Origin of the sequence: Desulfonatronovibrio magnus (assembly GCF_000934755.1) — a bacterium.
In the GTDB taxonomy this organism is placed as follows: domain Bacteria; phylum Desulfobacterota; class Desulfovibrionia; order Desulfovibrionales; family Desulfonatronovibrionaceae; genus Desulfonatronovibrio; species Desulfonatronovibrio magnus.
Window position 1 is genome coordinate 307431 of sequence record NZ_KN882175.1, and the last position, 24005, is coordinate 331435.

The window sequence follows — 24005 nt, forward strand, 5'->3', positions numbered from 1 at the left end:
TCAGACAGGTTGTATTTTTTAAGTGAAAAAAAATGAGTGGAAAAGTCCCGGGAGAGCAAGAAAGTCGACGCCAGTGCTGGTGACTGAAATCTGACTCCTGCCCCCTGAAGCCTTCTTCTAAAGCGCGCGGTATGCGGGGTACGTTAAAACTCAAAATCTAAATAAAAATCAGGCGGGGTGGGACTGGGTATTGCGGGGAACTGGCAAAATGACTTAACCTAGCTGAACAGACCGAAGGTTTATGCCGCTGCAGTGTTCAACCGGGTAAACTGGCAACATAATGTCCCTATTAGCTTTACTTACCATTCGTTTTTTTCTTGAAGTTACTCGAAGGTTTGGTCCGGTGAGCGCCAGGGTGGAGCGCTTACGGTTAAAAAAATAGCCCTTGTTGCTAAGCAAGGGCTATTTTTTATTCATCAATTAGTTTTTAATTCTGATTAAAGCAAGATATATAAATCTACCAGTTCTTGCGTGCCATCATATGGTGCAGCAGCTGTTGGATCACCAACATTTGTTGCACGTATGCTTCCAAGATTATGCACACCATCATCGAGGTTTTCATCAAGTGCACGCGCAAATGCCCATGGTACTTCCTCAAAAAGGAACATGTTCCTATCAGTACTCCAAGGAGAATTTGCTGCTAGAATTTCTTCCAACCATACATCACCACCAAAAGGATGCAATAAGGCCCTTGCAGCAGAAACGATAAGATTTTGATCTGCAAGATCGTCATTCCAATCCTCAGGAGCGCCGCCACCAGTGTTTACAATTGCTGAAGGATCAACAGCAGGATCTTTTCCTGCGGCTGGACTTGATGATGACCGGGAGCAGTCCGGCCCTCAGCAGCACATAATTGATGAGCAGGCGCACCACCCGGCCGTTGCCGTCATCAAAGGGATGAATCAGGATAAATCGACGATGGATTTCGGCCAGCAGAGGGATAAGCCCCATGCTGGGAGACTCAATTTCTCCGGCCATCCACGAAGTAAATTCCTGCATTCTGGCCGGAGTCTCTTCTGGCGAAGCAAAGTAAAACATCTCCCCGGAAGCTGTGAGAACGTGGTTGGGTGCGGTTTTATACCTGCCAGGCTCAATCCAGCGCCGGGTCTGTCCTCCTGAACCAGTTTCCGCAATCTGCCAGTAGCCTTCTTTGAGCGAGATCCGGATCAAATCCCGGATATCTCCTTCAGACAGAATTCGCTGCTCCCTGGCCAGGGATCGGACATGCTCAATGGCCGCGTCATGTCCCAGCATCTCTTCATATTCCCGCAACAGGTGCTCCCCTCTGGTCCGGCCGTGAATAAGCAGGAGCATGGTTTCGTCGTAGCTGAGGGTATTACCCTCTATATGATTGGAATTATAATTCCACTCCAGCCTTAATCTCTGCCAGAGCCGATTTTCCCTGTCTAAGGTCAGAGGCTGGACCTTGGTCCACTGGTCACACAAATCTTTCAGCCTGGAATTGAGACCTTCCTTAAGCCGGTTATAAAGTTCCATGGTCAGTCTCTTTTGCCATCGCCAAAATTCACGCAAAGCCTCTTAGAACCCTGCAGGGTTAGACGTTATCTCTAATCATGGGAAACATGGGCGGGGAGTTTTTGACCTGGATTTTGCCCAGCAGTCTAAAGCCCAGTCGCTGGTAAAAGGCAACACTTCTTGTAGAGGTGGACTCCAAGTAAACAGGCCATTCCTTCTTTGCACAGTGCGCAAGGGCGTGTTCCATTAATGCCCGGCCATATCCGCGGCCACGACAGGCTGGATCAACGGCTGTCCAAGCCAGATGCCACACAGCATCCTTAGGATAATATTTCTCCATTTCCTGATAAACTGCAAAAAGATCAGACAGAACATGGGATGGAACATACTTTGTGTTCAGCTCAAACAGTTTTTCAAAGTCTGGCTGGACTCCGTGGGGCAGCACCTGGACAAGGCCTGTATAGTCCTGGAAGCAGAAAGCACTGCCATGCTCAACGCTTCTGCCCCCAAAATACCTGCTTATAAAAGGCATTACCTTAACGTATACAGATGGATCAGGAAATGACCAGCGAACAATCGGATCTGCGCTGAAAGCCAGAATCATCATTTCATACAAAGCTTTTTCATCTTCGGGCAGTACTTTGCGAATTCCGGGTATATTCATAAACCATGCTCCATAATAATATATCAGCCACCCTAAGCCCTCTATGTAAAGGCAGGTTTTAAGACAGACTGAATTTTGTCAGGCAGGTGCTGACATATACGATTGTAGTTACCTGGAAATTACCGTCCAAAAACCCTGCGCAAAATATCAGTTGTCTGTTTGGCTGGATTGTTTCTGATGGCAGCCTCTTCCAAGGCCAGATAGTCAAATATGGCCATAATGGATCTGTCTACCACATGTCTTGAAAGGTCCACACTGACATCCGGAACAAAAGGGAGCTGCTGATAATCACTCATTAAGTCCTCATACAGCCTTACAGCACCTGCCTCTGAAAGGCTTTGGCGCACAACAGGCTGAAACTCATCAGCAAGTGGCATGGACATGCGGTCCTGAAAGTACCTTGTGGCAGAATCGTCCGGCCCGGTGTATATGGAGTAGGCATCTTCCAGTGTCATGCTGGAAATGGCCTGGGCAAACATATCCTTTGCTTTGGGTACAGCCATTTCAGCAGCCCTGTTCATTCGCACCTCAAGATCATCCAGCATTCTTCCCATGCCTGCCCGGTTCATTAAATGTTGTACCTGCTGCAGTCCCTCAGGCAGGGAGATATGTGCTCTTGGATCAAGATAAAAACCGTTTTCTCGCCCAAGATGAGATACTACGTTTTCACTTCCCACTTTCAGGGCCTCTCGCAGACCTGCAGCTATATCAGACTCGGGCAACCGCTTGGACTGATTATTTTCTGGATGGTCACGAAAAATATCCATGCCTCTTTGCAGCCAGCTTTCAGCATGAATATGCCCTGCCCAGAAAATGCTCAGAAAAAAGAACAGCACAATACACTTTTTCATAAAAAATATCCTTTAATGAATTATCAGGCCTCAAATGGCAGATCATAGGTAATATAATTAACTCCGCCAATGGTTATATGACGCAAATTCCGGGCGTATCTGCTTAGAATAAGAAGCCCCAGCTCCTCAGGATCAACAAGCCCGTCAAATTCTTGCAAATCCTCCACTGCAAAGTCAATATCCTTTGCCCGGGATGAGTCAATAAATTCTACATGTATGACATCGTCTTCGCCGTGCAGATTTATGCGCAGTACCGGAGACGTGAACTTTTCCAGAGAGCATAGATGTGTAAACAGCTCCTCTGTTGTCAATTGCAGCCTGTGCAACTGATCTGGTGAAACCTTTCTTGTCTGTGAATACTCATTTATGAAAACCTGCAGCTTAGATACTTGACCGAGATCTCGCTCCACGGTGAATCCGGCCCTGCCTGCAGGCTTGAGATAAAAAAGAACACTCAGAATGATTGCTGTCACTCCTCCTGCAGCCATCCCATTGCCCACAAAGGGTGACACAAGGTCCGGTATCAGATGAGGAAAGAAAAGATCGTTATGAAATGTAAAGCCCACCCAGAATGATACCCCGATAATGATACCGCTTTCATAATTCAACCCATGCGAGGCAGCCAGCTTGATGCCTGTTACAAAGAGCATTGCCAGCAGAACAAAAAGAAACGCTCCAATCACAGGAGAAGGAATGGAAGTCATGATGGATGCAACCTTGGGAGAAAAAGCCAGCAGACCAAGAAACCCGGCCACATAATAACCAACCCTGCGCGCTGTTACCCCTGTGAGCTCAACAGCAGCAATGGCATTGGAATAAGTTGTGTTAGGTATAGTTCCGAGGGCGCCTGCAATGGCATTAGATACACCATCAGCATATATTGCCCCCTGAACTCGCTCATAATCTATTTTGCGGAAATCACGCTGGGAAATATGCTGAATGGCCATGCCATCTCCAATGGTTTCTACTGTGCCGACTATGGTCACCAGAGCAAAGGTCAGGTACAGGGATATCAGTTCCGGACTGTATTCAAGATAAAAGCCCGGCCATGATCCCTGTGGCAGGCCAACCCAGCTGCTTTCTGTGATTGCTGAAAAATCTGTCAGACCGAGAAAAGATGCCAGGATGGTGCCGGACAGCAATCCAATGACCAGACTCCATAGTTTGAGAAACTTGTTTCCGAAAATCGCCAGACTTAAAATGACTGTCAGGGTGCCGACAGAGACCATCAGATAATGAACATCAGCACCTTCCTGACCTGTCCCGGTCATAAGGTCAAGGGCAATGCTTAAAACAGAAACCACAATGAGCATAATAACCACTCCACCCACTAAGGGCGTGATGATCTTACGCAATGGCCCCAGAAGCCACCCGAAAAGTATCTGCAAGGGAGCTGAAAGAACCGCCATTGTTGCTACAAGAGCCATGCCTCCAATCTGGGCTGCTGCCAGTGCGCATGCCAGAAATGCTCCTGAACTGCCAATAAACAGAAGATAACCCGAACCTACAGACCCAAATCTTCTAACCTGAATAAAAGTGCCAATGCTGCTGGCGAGAAGTGAAGCAAATATAATCCATGAGTACTCTATGGGATCAATGCCGGCCATCCTGGCTACAACCAGCGGAGTTACTGTTATAGGCCCTACAATGAGCAGAATCAGCTGAAAACCAGTAAAAGCGCTGATCCATTCCGGAGGACGCTCATCCACAGCATATAAAAGGTTTCCGGGCCTGGAAGTCTGATTCTTCAACTTGTCAGAAGTTTTACTTTTGCCTGTCGTCATTATACCTCAATGGATTATCTGTCTAATGTGGGCTTTGCCTGCAACCCAACTTAAACAGGGAACTGTAAGTTGGGGAGAACTTAACTTTTAAGGCTGAAGGCTGAAGATTAAGGATCATGGTCATTATAGCTCTTGTCAGTATCAGATAATTTTCTTGTATCTGTTTAGCGCTTACAAGTAACTACAAACGTATATGTAATAAATTCAGAGCATTACGGTTTTACCATACAGATTGCTTCGGTCGCTTAGGCTCCCTCGTGGGTGACAGTTTTTCAGCAACCACATCCCTGACACCTCAGGTGTCATTGCGAGCGAGTCTTTTTACCTCGTTGAATACACGCAGTGTAGGCACAGCCATTCAACTGGGGCGAGCGCGGCAATCTCAAACGCGCTAAGGCTATTTTTCTTGTTCCCAGGCTCCAGCCTGGGAACGAGGGGTGTAAGTTACTCACAGGTTCGGTCCCGGGCCTCCCGGGTGAGGAGCTTTTAAGGAAAGCCGGGGACAGGTACTTTTGCCGACCTGAAACCGTAATACAGCCGGACTATCCGGTTGCAAAAGCGCCAGTCCCCTGCAAATTTAAATAAAATTTCGCTTCAGTGCTAAACAATTACTAATATTGATTTTTTTACGCAAGCCATAAAATCATGCTCAGCCAGTCAGTACTCCTCTCTGCAGTGATAATCACCTCACTCAAATTCTTTCTTGAGGCCGCGAATTTTTTTTGTTAATAATCCTTCATGCTAACATTTATTCACGCTGCTGATTTTCACTTAGACAGTCCCCTGCGCGGTCTTGGCCGCTATGAAGGCGCCCCTGTTGCTGATATTCGTGAAGCAAGCCGACGGGCCCTGGCCGGTCTTGTGGATTATATTCTGGAAAACAAGATTCCATTGCTTCTGATTGCCGGTGATCTTTACGATGACGACTGCCCGGACTTTCAGACCTTGCTTCATGTATCCATGCAAATGGATAAAATCAAAGAAGCAGGCACCAGAGTTGCTTTTATCAAAGGCAACCACGACGCTGGCAATTCCATGACCAGATCCCTCAAGCTTCCGGACAATGTTAAAACTTTCTCGACCAGCCAGGCCGGTACATGGATAATTGAAGAGCTTGGAGTTGCAGTACACGGCCAGAGTTACGAATCAGCCGAAGTTCTGGACAATATTGTCCAGGCTTACCCCGACCCCCTTCCGGACCTTTTTAATATTGGCCTCCTGCATACCTCCCTTTCAGGCAAACCTGGAAAAAGCGGCTATGCTCCCTGCGAACTCAAACATCTCCTGTCCAAGGGATATCATTACTGGGCACTGGGTCATATCCATAGATACGATGTTTTCCATGAGAACCCTTATGTGATTTTTTCAGGCTGCATTCAGGGCAGGCATATCAGAGAACCTGGTGCAAAAGGATGTGTTCGGGTTGACGTAAACAATTCAGGACAGGTCAGCATAGAACGTATTATCCTTGATGTATTCAGGTGGAAAACCTTAGAAGTGGATATCACCCACCTTGACACCTTTCAACAGGTTATGGACAGAACAGCTCGAGAAATGGAAAAAGTTTACTCTGACGAATCTGACGGGAGGTCTATGGGACTTCGTGTTGTGCTGCATGGAAATGGAGCTGCTCACGATCAGATAGTAAATGACCGGGAAGCTTTGGAAGCACATATCAGGCGCATAGGCACGGATATTTCCCGCAGGAAAATCTGGGTTGAAAAAATTTATACCAATACCAGTCCGGCTGTTGACCTTGACGAACTAAAAAAAAGCAAAACACCTCAGGGTGATCTGATAAGGTTCATTGATGAGCTGGAACATAACCCTGAGAGTTTTGAGCAGCTTGAATTCAGCTTAGAAGAGCTTGGAGCAAAACTATCTGGAAAAGGCGTTGCCCTGCCGGATTTGACAGATCCAGAACAGCGCAGGCAATACCTGGAGAGAGCCCGGCGCATGATCATACCCCTGATGTCATAAACTGAGTAAGCATCAGACATTAAAAAAATTGCCTGAAATCCCAGGCGAGCATTATACGTTTCTAAAAAAGTCAATTGGGGGCAGTTCCTGTGCCAGGCCGACACAACCGGGTTTTAACCCCAAAATAACCGTGACATACAACTCAAGTTTATAGTTTTAAGAACGCGTAATGCTCCTGCAATCACAGGCTCTGTGGACAGAAGAGCCTTAACCATTTCATCCCAAGGAGATTGTCCGACCATGAAAAAGCTCTTTTTTTCAACAATCCTCAGCTTGTTTATGTTTTTTGCCCTTGCAGTCAATGCACAGCCAACTGAAAAACCTTTAGAAAAAAAGTCCACCAACCTTACCAAAATTGTAGGCGGTGAACCTGTTATAGATGAATCCCGGTACCCCTGGATGGTATCGCTTAATCGTGACTTCAAGTTTCCTGACTTGTACCTCGGTCATCAATGTGGTGGCATCCTTATTGCCCCAGACTGGGTACTTACAGCTGCCCATTGCACACCACATGTGTATACCCATTTTCATGCCATTCTTGGCACCACGTCTTTGTCAGCTCCTCCCGGCAAATATGAACGTATTCCCATACGCCGGGTCCTTCTTCACAAAGACTATGATTTAGATTATGATCCTAATACTTACTACAATGATGTTGCCCTTCTCCAGCTGAGCTTTCCTTCTTCCATGACACCCATCTCCGGCCTGATGGAAGTTGACGAATTCACTCCCTTTGAAACCATGTTTACTGCTGTTGGCTGGGGAGCACTTGAGTACCGTGGTGAATATCCTGAACAGCTTATGCAGGTGAGTGTTCCCTACGTGGACAATGATATTTGTCGAATAACCCTTGAAAAGGAAGGACTCACAATCACTGACAATATGCTTTGTGCTGGAGCATGGGAGGGCGGAAAGGATGCATGTTACGGAGACAGCGGTGGACCGCTCCTCAGGCAGGTACAGGGCCGGGATGTTCTCGCCGGAATAGTCAGCTTCGGCCATGAATGCGCTGTCAGGGCCAAACCTGGAGTATACGTCAGGGTTTCAAAATTTACTGACTGGATAAAAACAACTGCCCAAAGCGAATGCACCTTTGATGCCTTAGAACAGCAGTTTCCCCAGTATTTTACCAGACCGTCCGAAAACAGTATTATAATGACTACTGAAGATGACGATATGAGATACCGCTCCTACCCCCTGTCCAGTTCTTTTCTGGGCTTGCGCGGCAATCAAATTATCTATTCCGGGGAACTCTCAGATTATCAACTGACCGACCTTGGAACGTTAGATGAGTGGGCTGAGGCCACCAATTGTCGCATACTGCATTGATGCTCAATGGTAATAGTTTAGCTCCAAGGGTGTGGCATGGGACCAGGCATTCCCGGTGCCACACTCAAACGATTATTGACTTACTGGTTCAATCCTGTAGCAAACAGCAAGAATATTTTGGGATACTGACAAGACCAACAAGGCCTAATAATCTGAATCTTCAGCCTGAAAGTTAAAACTAACCTCCAACTTAACAATACTCGCTTCAGCTGGATTGCAGCAAAGGGCAGCTTTAAACTATTATCTCACTGCTTTTTCGTAAGCATCAATACATAATCTCGGATTTTTTTCTCATCTTTAATGTGGTTATCCAAGGCCCAGTCAGTAGTAAGCTTCAATATTCTGCCAATTTCCGGCCCCTGGGGCAAACCGGTATATTGCATAACCTGTTTACCAGTTAGAACAAATCTACTGTCCGATTTATTCTGCCTGGTCGAGGCCATGATTTTTTCCTGCAGGCACTCAACTGACCGCTTAAATTCAACAGCACTCTGTCCCCTGGCCTGGATATCACATTCCACTGTTTTCTTCAATACCGGCCAGCCTGGCTCAGACATGAGCCTGTAAATTTTGGAGGGCTTCATTTCATGTATTTTCAGGGCCTTCATATGATTTTCAGCAGCAAAAGCTACCTGGCCCAATATCCTGCCTGGAATTTTCAACCTTCTGGCCACACTTCTGATAATGTCAATACTGGCCTTTTCATGCCTGTAATACGTTGGCTGTCCATCTCGTATGGCAAAAGTTGCTGCTTTTCCTGAATCATGAAATAAGATGGAAAGATTGATCACTGGATCTGCAGTGTCATTGGCTTTGAGGGCAGCCATGGTATGTTCAAATACCCCCCCTTCTGGATGATGCTTGAAATTATGAGTAAAGGTCTTGAGCCTGCTGATTTCCGGCAGAATAATTTCAAGGAGTCCGCTCTGATCCATAAGCATTATGGACTGAGCAAAAACTTTTCCTGGAAGCCTGCACATTTTAAAAAACTCAGAACTTATTCTTTCGGACGCTGGCTTGGAAATAAGGTGCGCATTATCCCTGATACAGGCCATTGTGCTGCCTTCAATGCTGAATCCAAGTTCACAGGCAAACCTGACGGCCCTGAGCATGCGCAGGGGATCACTGATTAGAATCAAATCCGGTTGGCTTGGAGTTTTGATGACCCTGTTTCTGAGGTCTTCAATCCCATTACAGGGATCAAGGATACGTTCTGATGAATCCAGGGCCATGGCATTAACCGTAAAATCCCTGAGCAGGGCATCCTGGTGAAAAAGATGCTCCTTTTGAGACAGACACACTTTGCAACTTGAATGATCCTGCTTGCCTCCCCTTAGCTCGGTTACCTCAAAATACCTGCCCTGATTTTGAATAAGCAGTGTTCCAAAATCTCTGCTGCTGCCCATATTCTTTGAAGGGTAAATTTGTGCAAGATCAGTCAAAGGCATGGAAGTAGCAATATCTATATCATGGATTTGTTTTTTCAACAAATAATCCCGCACGGCTCCACCCGCGATAAAGGCTGCAAAACCCCGCGCTTCAATGTTTTCAAGGACATTAAACGCGGACTGCAATGCTTGGGTATCACTGTCCATTGCCATAAATCCCGTTTCAATTACCTGCTGTCTTCATGCAGCCATTTCTGAAAAGCTTCGCGCTCCCCCTGCCAGTCTATAGACATTCTTTTGTGCAGAAACAATTTGTAAGCCTCGTCAATCAACTCCATGGCCCTTTCCAGAAGAAACATTTTTTCCAGAAAAGCACTGTCAGGATCATCACCCTCTTCCTGTTTTGTATCAACCTTTGGAGTCTTAAGACCGGAAAAGGCAAAGTCAGCTGCATCTAACTGCACCAGCCATTCATTGTCATCCTGCTCTAACTTTATTTTGGCCTGAACAACTTTTTTTCCAGTCCTGAGGCCCTGCCTGGCCTCCCAGAGATCAGACATAATGCCGGTACACACAGCCTTTTCCAGACTATCGCCCTCCCCGCCTTCAACAACAATTTTCTGCTCGAGATACAGCGCAAAGTCCTGACCACTTCCGGTCTGAAATACACCATCCTGGATTTCACTTCTGAACCAGAGCCATGTCAAAAAATCCCGTCCAAGTGCAGCGCCCTTTTCCTTGGCAAGTTGTAAATCAACTTCCATATATTCCTCCTTTATATATGTGTCTCATCATTGGTCAGTCTTTTTATCACTACAGCGAAATTTTGTTTTAATCGGCCAGCGGGGACAGGTACTTTTGCCGACCTCAAGAGATAAAACAGTTAGGCAGTTAGACTATCCGGCGGCAAAAGGTCCATTCCCCTTTCAGCTCAAAATGTCGCTGCACTGCTATATCATCGGCTGATGATTCCAAATAAGACACCTTTTTGATATATCTTTGCAAACTTATCGCCTGGAAACTGAACCATCTTGTTGCCTGCCTTTTGAAGCCAGAGCCGGTCCAGGGTTATCAAACTGTCAAACAGGGCCTGACCGGGTCCAAGCCTGTCCAGAACATTTTTATAAAGCCTGAGTCGAACCGAGCATGACAGGGTCTGCAATGTATCCGGAGCACAAAAAAAATCATCACCCTTTTTATGCACAGGTATATTTTCAAGAATATCCTGCCAGTGCCTTTCATCTATCCTGCCGAGCTGCCACATGCTTTCCACAGCATCTAAGTATCCGGGATTAATCTGCTCCATTTCAGGAACAATATTATGCCTGACCCGGTTGCGGGAAAAAGATGTATCATCATTGGAATAATCTGTAATATAGTTCTGTCTTACAGCTTTCAGAAAATCTAAAATATCCTGCTTAGGCGTACGCAACAAAATACGCATCAGCCGTCTTGAAGGATCATACGCCTTCATGCCTGCAAGCCCGGGCCATCCAGTGCCCCGTCCCAGCCTTAACAGCTGATCCTCTGCCAGATCATTGAGGTGATGACCGGTCATGATAAAGTCAGCGTCAAGCCTGCTGGCCTCCTGGGCAAGAAACTCATATCTTATGAATCGGGCAGCTTCCTCTATCCCCATCCTGTTGCCGGCAGCAAAGGCTTGAACATCTTCCCTGGCTCTAACCAGCAAGATATCATGCTCCCGGCAGCAATTACTGACGAAATCCTCTTCCTGGTCTGCTTCCGGCCTTAGCATGTGATTAAGATGAGCCGCGTGAATATCCAGGTTATTTCTAATTCTTAAATAAAAAAGCACCTTGAGCAGGGCCACCGAGTCAGGACCGCCTGAAAGGGCAATCAAAACCCTTGATTCCTTAACTTTTCCAGCATGCTTTGTAATGCCAGCGGCACTGCATTTTGAGGAAGAACATATAATCTTGCCAGCAGTGCGTGAATCTTCATAGTCAGCTTCCAGGTCACAAACTTCCTGCCAGAAAGATTCAATTCTTAGACAGAATCTGGCCCACTTGCCAGGGAGTGTCTGCAAAGTATCCAACATTCTATCCTAGAGGTTGAGAGTTCAAAATACTTGGTTGTAAGCGCCTTACCCGGGCGGACCGGGACCGAACCTGGGAGTACTTTTTATATCCCTCGTTCCCAGGCTCCAGCCTGGGGACGTTTTTCTCTTGCGGCTCAGCCGCTTCTTTGAAATGTGGATAGGAGCCACAAAAAAAGGTATAATAGCCTTAACACGTTAAAGATTGCCGCGCTCGAAGACTCGCTCGCAATGACACTTGAATTGTCAGGGATGTAGTTGTTGAAAACCTGTCACCCACGAGGGAGCCTAAGCGACCGAAGCAATCTGCATGGTAAAACCATCACCTACCCTCTCGCGCCCAGGGAGGAGCTTAGAAGTAACTACAATCGTTTTGATAATAAAATCAGATGGTTACAATTTTCATATTTTTACGTTTTTTGCTTATGATTGATGGACATTTGCCTGAAAAATTCCGTCAAAGATGGGAACTTTACGCCTGGCACAGGGACTGTCCCTCGCTGTGTAAATTTTATCATTAAAGCAAATTTCTTCCAGGAACCAATGCAGCATCAGTCTTGTTTTGTAGCACCTCGCGGGGACTGTCCTAATTTCCAAATATGGGACTGTTCTTCAATGTGGAGGCGGCTTCCAGCCGCCTGGTCTTTAATAGCCTGCAGGATGCAGGCTCCACTCTAAAGACAGTTACTCACAAGTTCGGTCCAGGTCCGCCCAGGTGAGGAGCTTCTAAGCAACTGTAGAGAGTAACTAATGCGGAATTGAAAATCGCTGTAGACTTTCTGGAACCCACCAGTCTTTAAAATTATACATAATCCCTGAAGGCGCAGGTTCAATGCCCATAAATCTGGCATGAACTATGGGCAAGGCATTCTGGACATACAAAAACATATACGGCTGCTCATAATGCAGAATTTCCTGGATTTCATCGTATGCCTTTTTACGCACCTCCATATCAAAACTCTGCCTGCCTTTTTCCAGCAGCTCGTCAACACGATCATTCTTGAAATACACAAAGTTCAGGCCGTTTTCCACAGCCTGAGAAGAATGCCATACATTGTACATGTCGGGATCCTGTGGAGTTGACCAGCCTAAAAGTACAACATCAAAACGCCCTTTATCCACAAACTCTCTGATAAAGGTGGCCCATTCGACTGTTCGAATGCGCACTCTTATACCTATCCTGGCCAGACGGTACTGGATTATGGTCGCTGTTCTGATGCGCAAGTCATTGCCCTGATTGGTCAGAATCGTAAACTCAAAAGGAGTTCCGTCTTTTACCAGAACATTGTCAGGTCCCATTTCCCACCCGCTCAGGGCAAGAAGTTCCAGAGCCTTCTGAGGATCATATTGATAGTCCTGGATACTATCGTTATAAACCCATGTACCCGGCATATAAGGGCCAACAGTTGTTAATCCTTCTCCCAGCAAAACTCCCTTGACCAGTTCCTCCCTGTCAACAGCATGGGCCAGTGCCTGCCGCACCCGGACATCAGTAAAAAAAGGATGCTTAAGGTTATATCCGAGATAGGTATACCCTGAAGCCGGATAACTGAACTTCTGAAAATTTTGCTGCCAGAAATCATCATCAGTCTGAAACAGATGCTGTTGCGGGGTCATATTCATCATATCTAAGTTGCCTGCCTGAAGCTCGAGAAACATGGTGGCCTGGTCCGGTATTATCCTGTAAACTATCTCATCAATATGGGGTCTGCCTTCGAAATAGTCATGGTTGGCCCGAAGTACAAGCTGCCTGCCTGCATCCCATCGATGCAGTCGGTAAGGCCCGGCACCTACGGGGTCGCGAATATATCTGGTACTCAGCAGGTCTTCATCCTCAAGAATATGTCTTGGCAGAACAGGCAAAGCCCATGTCACCAGTGATCTGGCAAAGGGTTTTTCATAACTTACTTCAAAAGAATACCTGTCAAGAACCTGAAAATCGCTGATGGCCAAATAGTCCTGGGCATAGGCCGTAGGTGTCTCAGGATCAATCATTAACTCATAAGTAAAAAGTACATCGTCAGCTGTCAGCTCTTCACCGTCAAACCATTTAATATCAGGCTTGAGCCTGATTAATATTTTTTGCCCACCGTCAATAATTTCCAGTTCTTCAGCAGCCCATTTTTCCAGCTCAATATCCTTGTTATAGCGCAGCGGCGATATGTAAATATGATTGTTGATCTCGCTGGAGGCTGAATCTGAAGCAAGGGGCGGAATAAGATTACTTGGCTCTCCGGTAATGCCTATGACAATACGCCCCCCATGTAACGGTTCTTCTGGAAAAGCATTCTGTTCCTGCCACCGGGCAGGACTCTGAGAAGTATCTGACAATAAGTGATCACTCTCGGTTTCACAAGCTGCAATAAACAGCAGACAGAAAAGCATTAAAAATATTGATTTATGAAAAAACATGATTAGTCCCGGCTTATATTGAAATTTAGAATTAAACTTGCTTTAACCTTGACCCGGAACCTGATTCAGGGTCCAGTGTTTTTTTAGCTGCTTAGAAGCTCCTCACCTGGGCGGACCAGGACCGAACGTGTGAGTAACTTTAAGACTCTGTCACTTTTCTGGAAATTGGGACAGTCCCCGCGAGGTGCTATAAAAAAGATTGATACTGCATTGGTTCCTGGAAGAAATTTGCTATAATGATAAAAAATACACAGCGAGGGACAGTCCCTGTGCCAGGCACAAAGTTCCCATCTTTGACGGAACTTTGCTGGCAAATGTGCATGAATCATAAGCAAAAATCATAAAAATGTAAAAATTGTAACCATTTGAATTTATTATCAAAACGATTCTAGTTACTTGTAAGCAGGCAGACATACTATTATATTTTTTTTCCTTAGAATGAAACCCCCTTTGCCTTGCGTTATCTTCCGGCAGAACGTTACATTCATATTGTGGATAATAAGGCAAGTGCAGAACCAGGACCAAGGCCGAAAGCACCGATCTCTGGATATTAGACTTCAGACTTCCGCCTTCAGCCTTCAGCCCCCCGACCTCTGACCTCTGACCTCTGACGTCTGACTTCCGCCCCCAAAACTTCTACCCCCGGGCATCAAGTCGGGGACCTCAAAACAATTTTTCAAAAAATATCTTTTTTCACTTGAAAAAAAAATTAACTTTGTTTAAATGAATCAATCTCATTTCGCCTGCGCAATTCCAAAGTCGCAAGGCTTCTCAGAAAAACAGGTAAAGTAATGCTTAGTACAGAAGAACAAAAAGTAAAAAAAATCGTCCAGAGTTTTGTTAATGAGAATATACCTGAATATATTCTCGAAAACGCCAAAAACATTTTCTCTGAAAATGGCGCCCATAAAATCAGCATCAAAAAGAGGGACCATTACTGGGATCTTGAAGGCAGGATACAGGGAGATGACTTTCAGGTATACAATTCTGAACTGGGTCTTAACCTTGAAAACGACACCATCAATTTTTACTGTAACTGTCCTGACTCATTTTCAGGAGTCTGCAAACATGTTGGTGCAACAGCTTTAAAATTTCTGGCTTCCTTAAGCGAGGATGATAAGGAAGAACTCCCCAAAACCAGAACCGACTGGCGACATAATTTCAGGCTTTATTTTGCTACCGCATTAGAGCCAGAACCAGGTCAACATTACTTAGTCTACCGTTTTTATCCTGAACCAGGCAGACTTCAGGTTGAATTTTTCAGGGCCAGGCAGAACAAGACAGGCCTTTCCACTGTGCTCAATCCCGTCACTCTGGAACAGATCATTCGCAATCCCAACTGGTGTGAAACTTCTCCAACTCTGCCCGATGTGCTAAGACAAATCGGCCACTCTCTTGATTATTACGGACAGAGAGTGGAAGTGCCATTTGGCCTGATTACCTGGCTTTTCTGGGCCATCAAGGACGAATACTATCTATTTCATGAAGACACAGAACAGCCCATAAGAGTTGAAACCACCACCATGCGTTTACAGCTGAGTCCCCGGCTTTCCGAAGACGGTCTTAACTTTGACATCATGCTGGGACGCGAAGGCAAGCTGCCCTTTTCCATTTCCGGACAAAAGGTATACTTTTATGGTCAACTGCCCCTGTGGGTCTGGTGGAAAAACAGTTTTTATCCTGTGCAGACAGGCCTGCATCCCAATCTCGTCCAGGAATTAGTTTCTGAAGCTCCTATCATCCCTCATGGAGAAATTTCTGAATTTCTGGATCGAGTCTGGACCAGTCTTCACGCTTCAGACCTTTTTGGTCAGGAAGAGTTTCTGGAAAGAATGTCTCCTATTTTTGTACCTGCAGAATTTGATCCTAAACTGTACCTTGATGAAGAAGGAAGCCTGCTGACACTGCAGGTTCAAAATGTCTATGAAACAGAACACGGAGAAGTTACTCTGTCAGGTCCGGACCAGGATCTCCAGACCGGCAGCTATCAATTTGAAGGCAAGTCTTTTCTGGTACGCAGGGATCAATTAAAAGAAGAAGAACTGCTTAGCAGTCTTGTGGACATGGGCTTTCAATCAAGAAGTAACACCATGTGGTTTCTTGAACCTGAAGAGGCCATCAATTTTCTTCTGGACTCCTATCCCAAGCTGGTGGAAAAATATCGGGTGTATGGAGAAAAAAATCTGACCCGCTACCGCGTCAGATTGAGTCCACCCAATGTTGTTGCCAAGGTCGAAGCTGGTGAAGATGACAAGTGGTTTAATCTGGACATTTCTGTTGAGTACGATGATATCCGGGTCCCCATAGAAAAAATATGGAAGGCATGGACCCAGGGCAAACGCTATGTACAACTAAAGGACGGTTCCTATACAAGCCTGCCGGAATCATGGATCAAAAAACTTGGGCATAAACTGCAAGCCATGGGTTATGATCCGGAAAAACCTCCCAAACAGAAATATGAAAACCACGAAGTCCCGGTACTGGACAATATTTTAGATGATATCGAACAGGTTCAGTCCGACACATTCTGGACTGAGTTAAGAGAAAAAATTCATTCCTTCAATCACATCAGGCAGGTTGACCTGCCCGTGAACCTTAACGCAGAACTGCGTCCTTACCAGCATCAAGGAGTCAGTTATCTCAATTTCCTGAAAGAATATCGTTTTGGAGGCATTCTGGCTGATGAAATGGGCCTGGGCAAGACAGTACAGACTCTTACCTTTATCCAGCTCATGAAAGAAAAAGGTGCCAAGGGTCCCACCCTGATCATTGTTCCCACTTCAGTATTGCCCAACTGGGAGCGTGAGGCTGAAAAATTCGTACCCAACCTGTCCAGACTGGTTATCTATGGAGCAAGGCGCTCCAGTATGTTTCGAAAAATCAAGGATTCAGATCTGGTGATGACCACTTATGCATTGCTCAGACGGGACCTTGAGGAACTGCTGGCACATGAATACAGTGGAATAATTCTTGATGAAGCTCAAAACATCAAGAACCCCAACACCATAACAGCCCGATCAGTACGCAGACTGAAGTCAGAATTCCGTCTCTGCCTGTCAGGCACCCCCATAGAAAATAACCTTTTGGAACTGTGGTCATTGTTTGAATTTCTGATGCCCGGTTTTCTTGGCTCGCAACATGCCTTTCAGAAAGGATTTGTTAAACCCATCAAGGACGGTGACGAGGAAAGCCTGGGCTATCTGCGCTCCCGGGTCAAACCATTTATTCTTCGCAGAACCAAAAACGAAGTAGCCAAAGATTTGCCGCCCAAGGTGGAAAACGTTTACTACAGTGCTCTGCTTGAAGAACAGCACGACCTGTACACAGCTCTGGCCAAAAAGCTCAAAGAGCAGGTTATGCAGAGAGTTGATGAAAAAGGTCTTGCCGCAAGCCAGATGTCTATCTTAGATGCACTGTTAAAATTGCGTCAGATCTGCTGTCACCCCAGGCTGCTGAAAATGGACATGCCGGGAGTAAGCACCAACCTGCCATCCGGAAAGTTTGAAGCTTTTAAGGATCTGGTGACCAATATTGTTGAAGATGGGCATAAAGTGCTGGTCTTTTCCCAGTTTGTCCAGATGCTGCACATTATAAGATCCTGGCTGACCATGAACAAAACCCCGTTCGCATATCTGGACGGGTCCAGCAAGGACAGGTTTGAACAGGTGGACAGATTCAACAACTCCCCTGATATTCCCATATTCCTGATCTCTCTTAAGGCAGGTGGAACTGGCCTTAACCTGACCTCTGCCGACTATGTAATTCATTATGATCCCTGGTGGAACCCGGCTGTGGAAAGCCAGGCCACTGACAGAACACACCGCATTGGTCAGACCAGACAGGTATTCGCTTACAAGATGATTTGCGAAAACACTGTTGAGGAAAAAATACTCAAGCTTCAGGACATGAAAAGAGGTGTGGCAGAAGCTGTAATACCAGGACAAAATGCCTGGAAAGGACTGACTCGCGATGATCTGGAAATGCTCTTTGATGTTTAAATAAAATGCAGATCGTTTTATATCAGCCCAGAATTCCGCCCAACACCGGCTCCATAGCCAGGCTTTGCGCGGCCACTGAGACACCTCTGCACCTTGTGGGTCCTTTGGGATTCAGTATTGATGACAAACATTTGAAGAGAGCAGGACTTGATTACTGGCCCTATGTTGAAGTACATGAGTGGAGCAACTGGTCTGCATTTATCGAGAACCTTGTTCCCGACTCCAGACTGATTATGACCAGTGCCAGAAAAGGCAAATGTTACACAGAACATGACTATCAGTCAGGGGATATGCTGGTGCTGGGTCCGGAAACATGGGGCCTGCCCGAGAATATTGTCCAGCAGGGGCATGTCCTGATTACTATCCCCATTTGGGGTAAGGTTCGCAGTCTGAACCTGGCAACAGCTGCAGCTGTAGTGCTTTACGAGGGTTACCGGCAAACCGGTGGCTTGAAACATTTTACCAAATAATGATAATGAACTGCTAACTTTTTAACTCTCAAGATAATATTATGACCACACAGAATTTCCAACCAGTCATTACAGCATTTTTATGTAAGTGGTGTTCATACGCTGCAGCAGACCTGGCCGGAGTCAAACGACTGCACTATCCACCATCCATTAGAATTATCAAGATTCCATGTTCCGGAAACATGCATCCTGAATACATTCTGCAGGCTTTCAGGGAGGGTGCTGATGGAGTATGGGTCTCGGGATGTCATCCTGGCAACTGTCATTACAACAGCGGCAACCTCATTGCCCGCAGACGCTTCGCTGTCTTTAAAAATCTTCTGGACTACATTGGGATTGAACCTGAACGAATCCGCTTCAGCTGGATTTCCTCCTCAGAGGCTGCAAACTTTCAGGCAATGGCTGAAGATGTGGTGCAAACCATCACCAGGATGGGCCCTGCCCGCAGACTGGTTAAAAATATCATCCCGGAACAGGGATCTTTTGCCGGGAGTTCAATATGTCAGAAATAAACCAGATACTAAGAGAAGCCGCAAAAAAACTGCTTCAGGACAAGAAAGTCCAGTCCATAATCGGTTTCAGAAAGGGTGTGGTTCCCATGCGTGAACAGCCTTTTTTTGCCAGAACAATCAGTGAAGCAGACCAGCTTGTGTGGACAGGGTTTTGTACCAATAATCCTGCAAAATTCCTGATCAATGCTGATTTTCCTGTAGCTGTCGTAGCCCAGGGGTGTGTGTCGAGAAATATCAACATTCTCATCAGGGAAAACAGAATCAAACGTGATAATGTTCATATCCTGGGCGTTCATTCACCAGGAATGCTTGACAGGTTTAAAATTGCTGCAGAGTTTCCAGGCCGCTATATCCATGAAGTTCAGGAACATAATGAAGACATTTATGTTTCCGGACCCGGCTTTGAGGAAAATCTGAATCGCAGACGATTCAAGCGAGACAACTGCTACACCTGCACCCACCGTAACCCGGTATTGTATGATCAAATGCTGGGCACTGAAGGTTCACATCAAGGAGGCGGGAATATTGACAAAGTTGCAGCACCCTGGCTTAATAAATCGTCAGAGCAGCGCTGGGAAATGTTTAACGAAACTTTCAAAAAGTGTGTTCGCTGCTATGCCTGCCGGGATGCCTGCCCTTTGTGCTACTGCAAAACCTGTTTTGTGGACAATTCCAAACCTCAATGGTGCGGTAAAACCATTGAGGAAACTGATGTGCACACCTTTCATATTTTGCGGGCCTTTCACTGTGCAGGCAGGTGCACGGATTGCGGAGCATGCGAATCTGCATGTCCTGAAGGAATCAAAATGCGCCGCCTTACCAGCAGACTTGAACTGGATATAAGGCAGATGTACGGCTTTTCTCCTGGTCTCAGCCCAGATGAGATAAACCCCTTAAGCACATTCAGCCCTGAAGATCCTGAAGACTTCATAGGATGATTTTCATGTCTCAAAAAATTACTTCCAAAGAAAAATTTCATGAGCTCTTTGAAAAAATTATCAGTAATCATGAAATATACGCCCCTGTTAGAGATGGCATTGATGTTGTCTGGACCAGAATAGAGAACGCCGATAAAATTGACTGGGATTTTTTGAACTCTGATTTGTCTCCCAAAAATTTCTTCCTGCCTCAGACTCAATGTATTTTAGAATTTAAAAATGACCATTCAAGTAATGACGGCATGATCTTTACCGAGGCCCCTGACTCACATAACCCTGTGGCCCTTATTAATATGAGGCCCTGTGATGCCATGGCCATGGCTATCCTGGACAAAGTGTTCCTGCAGAATCCGCAGGCACCTGATACCTATTGGAAGGCTAATCGGGACAGTACCCTGATTATCGCTCTGGCCTGCAACTCTGTGTGCCCGACCTGTTTCTGCACTTCTGTTGACTGCGGACCGCATCATACTGAGGGTGTTGATATTCTCATGACTGATCTTGGCGAAACTATTTTGTTTAATTCTTACACTGAAAAAGGCCGGGAACTGATTGAAAATCTTGATACACCGGCACCGTCAGACCTTGAGAAAGCCCAACAGCTGAAAGACAGTGCCCACAAAATGATCCAGACTTCTGTGAAGACTGACAATGTCAAGACTGCCCCACTTCTTGAACTGTATGACAGCCCCTTGTGGGAACGGGTTCATGAAACATGTCTCAACTGCGGCATCTGTACTTACTACTGCCCTGCCTGCCACTGCTTTGATATTCAGGACGAGGTACAAAAGGGTTATGGACGCAGAGTTCGCAACTGGGACACATGCATGAGCAGCCTGTTTACATTGCATGCTTCAGGTCATAACCCGAGGGGTTCAAGGATGAGTCGGGTGAGACAGCGCTTCATGCACAAGTTCAGATACATGCCTGAGAAGCTCAACCAGGCACTTGGCTGCGTTGGCTGTGGAAGATGTATTCAGAAATGCCCTGTCAGCATTGACATCAGGGACGTTGTCATGCAGATGAACAAAATGTAATCGGCAATGGTCATCAAATGCTGCTCCAATAATTATAACCCCAAAGATTTTTATGAAAAATCCATATCTTCCGCTACCTGTAAGAATTAAAGAAGTAATCACTGCCACTGAGGATAATTCCTTAAAAACCTTCAGATTGGAATTTTTACACTCAGAACATGCCGAATCATTCCAGTTCAAACCAGGTCAGTTTGCACAGATCAGTGTTCCCGGAGCAGGTGAAGTACCCATAGGTATAGCTTCCAGCCCACATGAAGGCCCTGATCTTCTGTTCACAATCAGTAAGGCGGGAGTTGTGACCACTAAGCTCCACAGCATGAAGGCCGGAGATCGCCTTGGAGTCAGAGGGCCACTGGGGCATCCCTACCCTCTGGATCAGGCAACTGGGAAAAACCTCGTAATTCTGGCAGGCGGCTATGCCGTTACAACTTTGCGCTCTACCATGATTTGGCTGCTGCACCCTGACAACCGTTCCAACTATGAACGTATCACTTTTATATACGGAGCGAGAACACCAGGCATGCTGCTCTACCTGGAAGATATTGTGCAATGGGAAAAATCCGGCCAGGCTGATATTCACCTTACTGTTGACAATGAGGCACCCGGCTGGGAACGTCTCGTGGGTTTTGTACCCCAGATCGCACAGCAGGTGGCCCCGTCTCCTGAGAACAGCATGGCTCTAATCTGCGGCCCCCCAGTTATGATCAAGTTCACCCAGCCGGTTCTGGATAATTTGGGATGGAAAAGCGAACAGATCATCATGAGTCTTGAGAATCGCATGAAATGCGGCATAGGAATATGCGGGCGATGCAATGTGGGGCCTTACTATGTTTGTAGTGACGGACCTGTTTTCACCAAGGCTGAACTTGATGTTTTACCTGCAGAATATTAGTAACTTACTCCTGAAACCCTGTCATGAAAAAACAAGAAGTTGTTATCAGTTAATAGTTAATTGTTGAAGAACAAAAGCCTGAATTCACTGCCTTACCCTGATAACAAATAACAGATAACAGATAACTGGGTTGCGGGTACAGCCCGCATTAGTCTGTTAATATATCTTTTTTTTGGGTTTAGGGTGAAGCCAGCCTTAAAGGAGTTTAAATGAATATTCTGGTAACCGGTGGTTGCGGTTTTATCGGCACAAACTTTATATATTTCATGCTGCATGAAAATAGCCATGTAATCGTCAACCTTGACAAACTTACATATGCCGGAAACCCTGAAAACCTGATCTCTGTAGAGGAGAGATACGGCGGCAAAAACTATTTTTTCGAGAAGGGTGATATTTGTGACCGTGAAACAGTCCAAAATATTTTAAACAAATATGACATTGATATCATTGTCAATTTTGCAGCTGAATCTCATGCTGATCGCTCCATAAGCGCTCCGGATCAATTTATTGATTCCAATATACATGGCACCTACACACTTCTCGAAATGGCCAGGAAATCCGGGATTAAAAAATTTGTGCAGATCTCTTCCGACGAGGTATACGGAAGTTTAGGGTCTGAGGGTGTTTTCCAGGAAAACTCAGCTCTTGCGCCCAATAGTCCATACGCTGCTTCCAAGGCTTCTGCTGATCTTTTATGCCGTTCATTTTACAAATCCTACAATCTCCCTGTTTCCACCATCAGATGTTCCAACAATTATGGTCCTTTTCAGTTCCCGGAAAAGCTTGTGCCATTAACCTTTTTAAGGGCCAGGGAGGACAGATCCGTTCCTGTTTACGGCGATGGATCCAATATCCGGGACTGGATTTATGTTTCTGATAATTGCCGGGGAATTTATTTATGTATTGAAAAAGGACGTCCCGGAGCTGTGTATAATCTGGGCGGCGACGCTGAATACAAAAATCTTGATGTTGTTAAGAAAATCCTGGATGTAATGGGCAAGTCTCATAAGCTCATCAAATTTATCCAGGATCGTCCCGGACATGATCATAGATATGCCATTGACCATTCCCTTGCTGCAAAGGAATTGGGTTTTAAGCCAGGAGTGAGATTTACCGAAGGCCTTGAACTGACCATCAACTGGTACCTCAAAAATGAAGAATGGGTTGACGGCATCAAGTCTAAAGAGTCATCTGAACTAATGCAAAGCTGGTACAGGTAGGTGGATATGATGCAGACCAGAAACGCTTTAATCTTGGGAGGCAAAACAGGTTTATTGGGGCAGGCCCTTGCCCACGTCATGAAAATGCCCCAATGGCAGGCTTTTTGTCCCGGACGAAATGAACTTGATGTCTTTGATTCCTCAGAAATAAAAAAATATATTAAAAAGCATAACATTGACACAATATTCAACACCATTGCTTATACTGCTGTGGACCAGGCAGAAGATGATCCCGAGCAGGCACACACCCTTAACCGAGATTTGCCCGCCCTGCTTGGCAAGATATGTCAGGCAGACAGCATTTCTCTGGTTCATTACAGCACTGACTTTGTATTCAACGGAAGCAAGACCACTCCATACACCACCGAAGACCAGGCTACCCCGCAATCAGTGTACGGTAAAACAAAACTCCTGGGTGAAAAGGCGCTGCTGTCCAATACCTGGGACAAACTGATCATTATAAGGACTGCCTGGCTTTTCGGACCGTTCAAAACTAACTTTGTGGATAAAATCATTTCTCTTGCGAGAGAAAATAAATGCCTGAACATCGTCCATGACCAGGTAGGCTCCCCCACTTACACCATAGACCTTGCAAAACATTCGCTTAAACTGGCTGAAACTGACAGCTCCGGAGTATTTCACCTGGCCAATAAGGGTCAGGCTTCCTGGTGTGAACTTGCTTCCGAAGCCATCAAATGTGCAGGCCTTTATTGCAGTCCCACACCTGTTACTTCCAGCGAATATCCTCAAAAGGCGAAAAGGCCGCCCTACTCTGTACTGGACTGTTCAAAATATTCCATGATCACTGGATGTAAACCCAGAACCTGGACTCAATCCCTGCGTGATTATGTTTACCATTACCAGGAAACAGATTGATAATATTCAAAGTCCTGAATCTGAAGCCTTCCACCTTCAGCCTTCAGTCTCCCCCCTTCCCCTTTCAGCCTTCCCTCTTCAGTCTTCCCTCTTCCTCCTTCAGCCTTCAGCCTTCAGTCTTC

19 protein-coding genes are annotated in these 24005 nt (G+C 45.9%); 10 read left to right on the forward strand and 9 right to left on the reverse strand.

Features of this window, described 5'->3' with window-relative positions; translation table 11 throughout:
* Positions 1-437: 437 nt before the first annotated feature.
* The 5 genes from LZ23_RS13325 to LZ23_RS13345 all read right to left on the reverse strand — a co-directional run bounded on the left by LZ23_RS13325 (position 438) and on the right by LZ23_RS13345 (position 4775).
* On the reverse strand, positions 438-656 hold the full coding sequence (locus LZ23_RS13325) for a hypothetical protein (RefSeq protein ID WP_157493233.1): 219 nt from the start codon (positions 654-656) through the stop codon (positions 438-440).
* Between the two features lie 124 nt (positions 657-780).
* Positions 781-1497, reverse strand: a complete 717-nt coding sequence (locus LZ23_RS13330) for a Fic family protein (RefSeq protein WP_052507366.1) — start codon at positions 1495-1497, stop codon at positions 781-783.
* A gap of 58 nt (positions 1498-1555) precedes the next feature.
* Positions 1556-2140, reverse strand: a complete 585-nt coding sequence (locus LZ23_RS13335; RefSeq protein WP_045214908.1) for a GNAT family N-acetyltransferase — start codon at positions 2138-2140, stop codon at positions 1556-1558.
* A 119-nt stretch (positions 2141-2259) separates the two neighbouring features.
* Positions 2260-2991, reverse strand: a complete 732-nt coding sequence (locus LZ23_RS13340) for a DUF4197 domain-containing protein (protein WP_045214909.1) — start codon at positions 2989-2991, stop codon at positions 2260-2262.
* Positions 2992-3014: 23 nt separating this feature from the next.
* Positions 3015-4775 (reverse strand): uracil-xanthine permease family protein, encoded by a 1761-nt coding sequence (locus tag LZ23_RS13345; RefSeq protein ID WP_052507367.1) that lies wholly within the window; start codon positions 4773-4775, stop codon positions 3015-3017.
* Positions 4776-5513: 738 nt separating this feature from the next.
* Here LZ23_RS13345 and LZ23_RS13350 point away from each other — a divergent pair.
* On the forward strand, positions 5514-6755 hold the full coding sequence (locus LZ23_RS13350) for a metallophosphoesterase family protein (RefSeq protein ID WP_045214911.1): 1242 nt from the start codon (positions 5514-5516) through the stop codon (positions 6753-6755).
* A gap of 240 nt (positions 6756-6995) precedes the next feature.
* Positions 6996-8084, forward strand: coding sequence for a serine protease (locus LZ23_RS13355; RefSeq protein WP_045214913.1), 1089 nt, complete (start codon positions 6996-6998; stop codon positions 8082-8084).
* A gap of 245 nt (positions 8085-8329) precedes the next feature.
* Here the strand turns inward: LZ23_RS13355 and LZ23_RS13360 are convergent, their stop codons facing one another.
* From LZ23_RS13360 to LZ23_RS13375, 4 genes are all read right to left on the reverse strand, one after another.
* Positions 8330-9679, reverse strand: a complete 1350-nt coding sequence (locus LZ23_RS13360) for a CCA tRNA nucleotidyltransferase (protein ID WP_198145996.1) — start codon at positions 9677-9679, stop codon at positions 8330-8332.
* 20 nt (positions 9680-9699) lie between these two features.
* Positions 9700-10236, reverse strand: a complete 537-nt coding sequence (locus tag LZ23_RS13365; RefSeq protein WP_045214916.1) for a hypothetical protein — start codon at positions 10234-10236, stop codon at positions 9700-9702.
* A gap of 191 nt (positions 10237-10427) precedes the next feature.
* Entirely contained in the window at positions 10428-11531 is a 1104-nt protein-coding gene (gene tilS / locus LZ23_RS13370) for a tRNA lysidine(34) synthetase TilS (protein ID WP_045214918.1), read from the reverse strand.
* Between the two features lie 744 nt (positions 11532-12275).
* Positions 12276-13940, reverse strand: a complete 1665-nt coding sequence (locus LZ23_RS13375; RefSeq protein WP_045214919.1) for a peptide-binding protein — start codon at positions 13938-13940, stop codon at positions 12276-12278.
* Between the two features lie 791 nt (positions 13941-14731).
* On the opposite strand from LZ23_RS13375, the gene LZ23_RS13385 reads away from it, so the two are divergent.
* From LZ23_RS13385 to rfbD, 8 genes are all read left to right on the forward strand, one after another.
* On the forward strand, positions 14732-17938 hold the full coding sequence (locus LZ23_RS13385; RefSeq protein WP_045214922.1) for a DEAD/DEAH box helicase: 3207 nt from the start codon (positions 14732-14734) through the stop codon (positions 17936-17938).
* A gap of 5 nt (positions 17939-17943) precedes the next feature.
* Entirely contained in the window at positions 17944-18408 is a 465-nt protein-coding gene (locus LZ23_RS13390; protein ID WP_045214925.1) for a tRNA (cytidine(34)-2'-O)-methyltransferase, read from the forward strand.
* A 41-nt stretch (positions 18409-18449) separates the two neighbouring features.
* The gene (locus tag LZ23_RS13395; protein WP_045214926.1) at positions 18450-18920 is read left to right on the forward strand and encodes a hydrogenase iron-sulfur subunit; all 471 of its coding nucleotides are present in this window, start codon (positions 18450-18452) and stop codon (positions 18918-18920) included.
* The gene (locus tag LZ23_RS13400; RefSeq protein ID WP_045214928.1) at positions 18908-19858 is read left to right on the forward strand and encodes a ferredoxin family protein; all 951 of its coding nucleotides are present in this window, start codon (positions 18908-18910) and stop codon (positions 19856-19858) included. The genes LZ23_RS13395 and LZ23_RS13400 overlap by 13 nt, the downstream gene beginning before the upstream one ends.
* A 5-nt stretch (positions 19859-19863) precedes the next feature.
* Entirely contained in the window at positions 19864-20895 is a 1032-nt protein-coding gene (locus LZ23_RS13405; RefSeq protein WP_045215460.1) for a 4Fe-4S dicluster domain-containing protein, read from the forward strand.
* A gap of 52 nt (positions 20896-20947) precedes the next feature.
* A complete protein-coding gene (locus LZ23_RS13410) occupies positions 20948-21787 on the forward strand; it encodes an FAD/NAD(P)-binding protein (protein ID WP_045214929.1) in 840 nt (279 codons plus the stop codon).
* Between the two features lie 209 nt (positions 21788-21996).
* On the forward strand, positions 21997-23007 hold the full coding sequence (rfbB, locus tag LZ23_RS13415) for a dTDP-glucose 4,6-dehydratase (protein ID WP_045214930.1): 1011 nt from the start codon (positions 21997-21999) through the stop codon (positions 23005-23007).
* Between the two features lie 6 nt (positions 23008-23013).
* Entirely contained in the window at positions 23014-23883 is an 870-nt protein-coding gene (gene rfbD / locus LZ23_RS13420) for a dTDP-4-dehydrorhamnose reductase (protein WP_045214931.1), read from the forward strand.
* Positions 23884-24005: the final 122 nt, after the last annotated feature.

Excerpts from the sequence above, each read along its gene's own strand:
- LZ23_RS13405 (WP_045215460.1), top strand. The coding sequence starts at position 19,864 with ATGTCTCAAAAAATTACTTCCAAAGAAAAATTTCATGAGCTCTTTGAA.
- LZ23_RS13390 (WP_045214925.1), top strand. The coding sequence starts at position 17,944 with ATGCAGATCGTTTTATATCAGCCCAGAATTCCGCCCAACACCGGCTCC.
- LZ23_RS13375 (WP_045214919.1), bottom strand. The coding sequence starts at position 13,940 with ATGTTTTTTCATAAATCAATATTTTTAATGCTTTTCTGTCTGCTGTTT.
- LZ23_RS13335 (WP_045214908.1), bottom strand. The coding sequence starts at position 2,140 with ATGAATATACCCGGAATTCGCAAAGTACTGCCCGAAGATGAAAAAGCT.
- LZ23_RS13340 (WP_045214909.1), bottom strand. The coding sequence starts at position 2,991 with ATGAAAAAGTGTATTGTGCTGTTCTTTTTTCTGAGCATTTTCTGGGCA.
- rfbD (WP_045214931.1), top strand. The coding sequence starts at position 23,014 with ATGATGCAGACCAGAAACGCTTTAATCTTGGGAGGCAAAACAGGTTTA.
- LZ23_RS13330 (WP_052507366.1), bottom strand. The coding sequence starts at position 1,497 with ATGGAACTTTATAACCGGCTTAAGGAAGGTCTCAATTCCAGGCTGAAA.
- LZ23_RS13385 (WP_045214922.1), top strand. The coding sequence starts at position 14,732 with ATGCTTAGTACAGAAGAACAAAAAGTAAAAAAAATCGTCCAGAGTTTT.
- LZ23_RS13365 (WP_045214916.1), bottom strand. The coding sequence starts at position 10,236 with ATGGAAGTTGATTTACAACTTGCCAAGGAAAAGGGCGCTGCACTTGGA.
- LZ23_RS13360 (WP_198145996.1), bottom strand. The coding sequence starts at position 9,679 with ATGGACAGTGATACCCAAGCATTGCAGTCCGCGTTTAATGTCCTTGAA.
- LZ23_RS13395 (WP_045214926.1), top strand. The coding sequence starts at position 18,450 with ATGACCACACAGAATTTCCAACCAGTCATTACAGCATTTTTATGTAAG.
- tilS (WP_045214918.1), bottom strand. The coding sequence starts at position 11,531 with ATGTTGGATACTTTGCAGACACTCCCTGGCAAGTGGGCCAGATTCTGT.
- LZ23_RS13345 (WP_052507367.1), bottom strand. The coding sequence starts at position 4,775 with ATGACGACAGGCAAAAGTAAAACTTCTGACAAGTTGAAGAATCAGACT.
- LZ23_RS13355 (WP_045214913.1), top strand. The coding sequence starts at position 6,996 with ATGAAAAAGCTCTTTTTTTCAACAATCCTCAGCTTGTTTATGTTTTTT.
- LZ23_RS13400 (WP_045214928.1), top strand. The coding sequence starts at position 18,908 with ATGTCAGAAATAAACCAGATACTAAGAGAAGCCGCAAAAAAACTGCTT.
- rfbB (WP_045214930.1), top strand. The coding sequence starts at position 21,997 with ATGAATATTCTGGTAACCGGTGGTTGCGGTTTTATCGGCACAAACTTT.
- LZ23_RS13410 (WP_045214929.1), top strand. The coding sequence starts at position 20,948 with ATGAAAAATCCATATCTTCCGCTACCTGTAAGAATTAAAGAAGTAATC.
- LZ23_RS13350 (WP_045214911.1), top strand. The coding sequence starts at position 5,514 with ATGCTAACATTTATTCACGCTGCTGATTTTCACTTAGACAGTCCCCTG.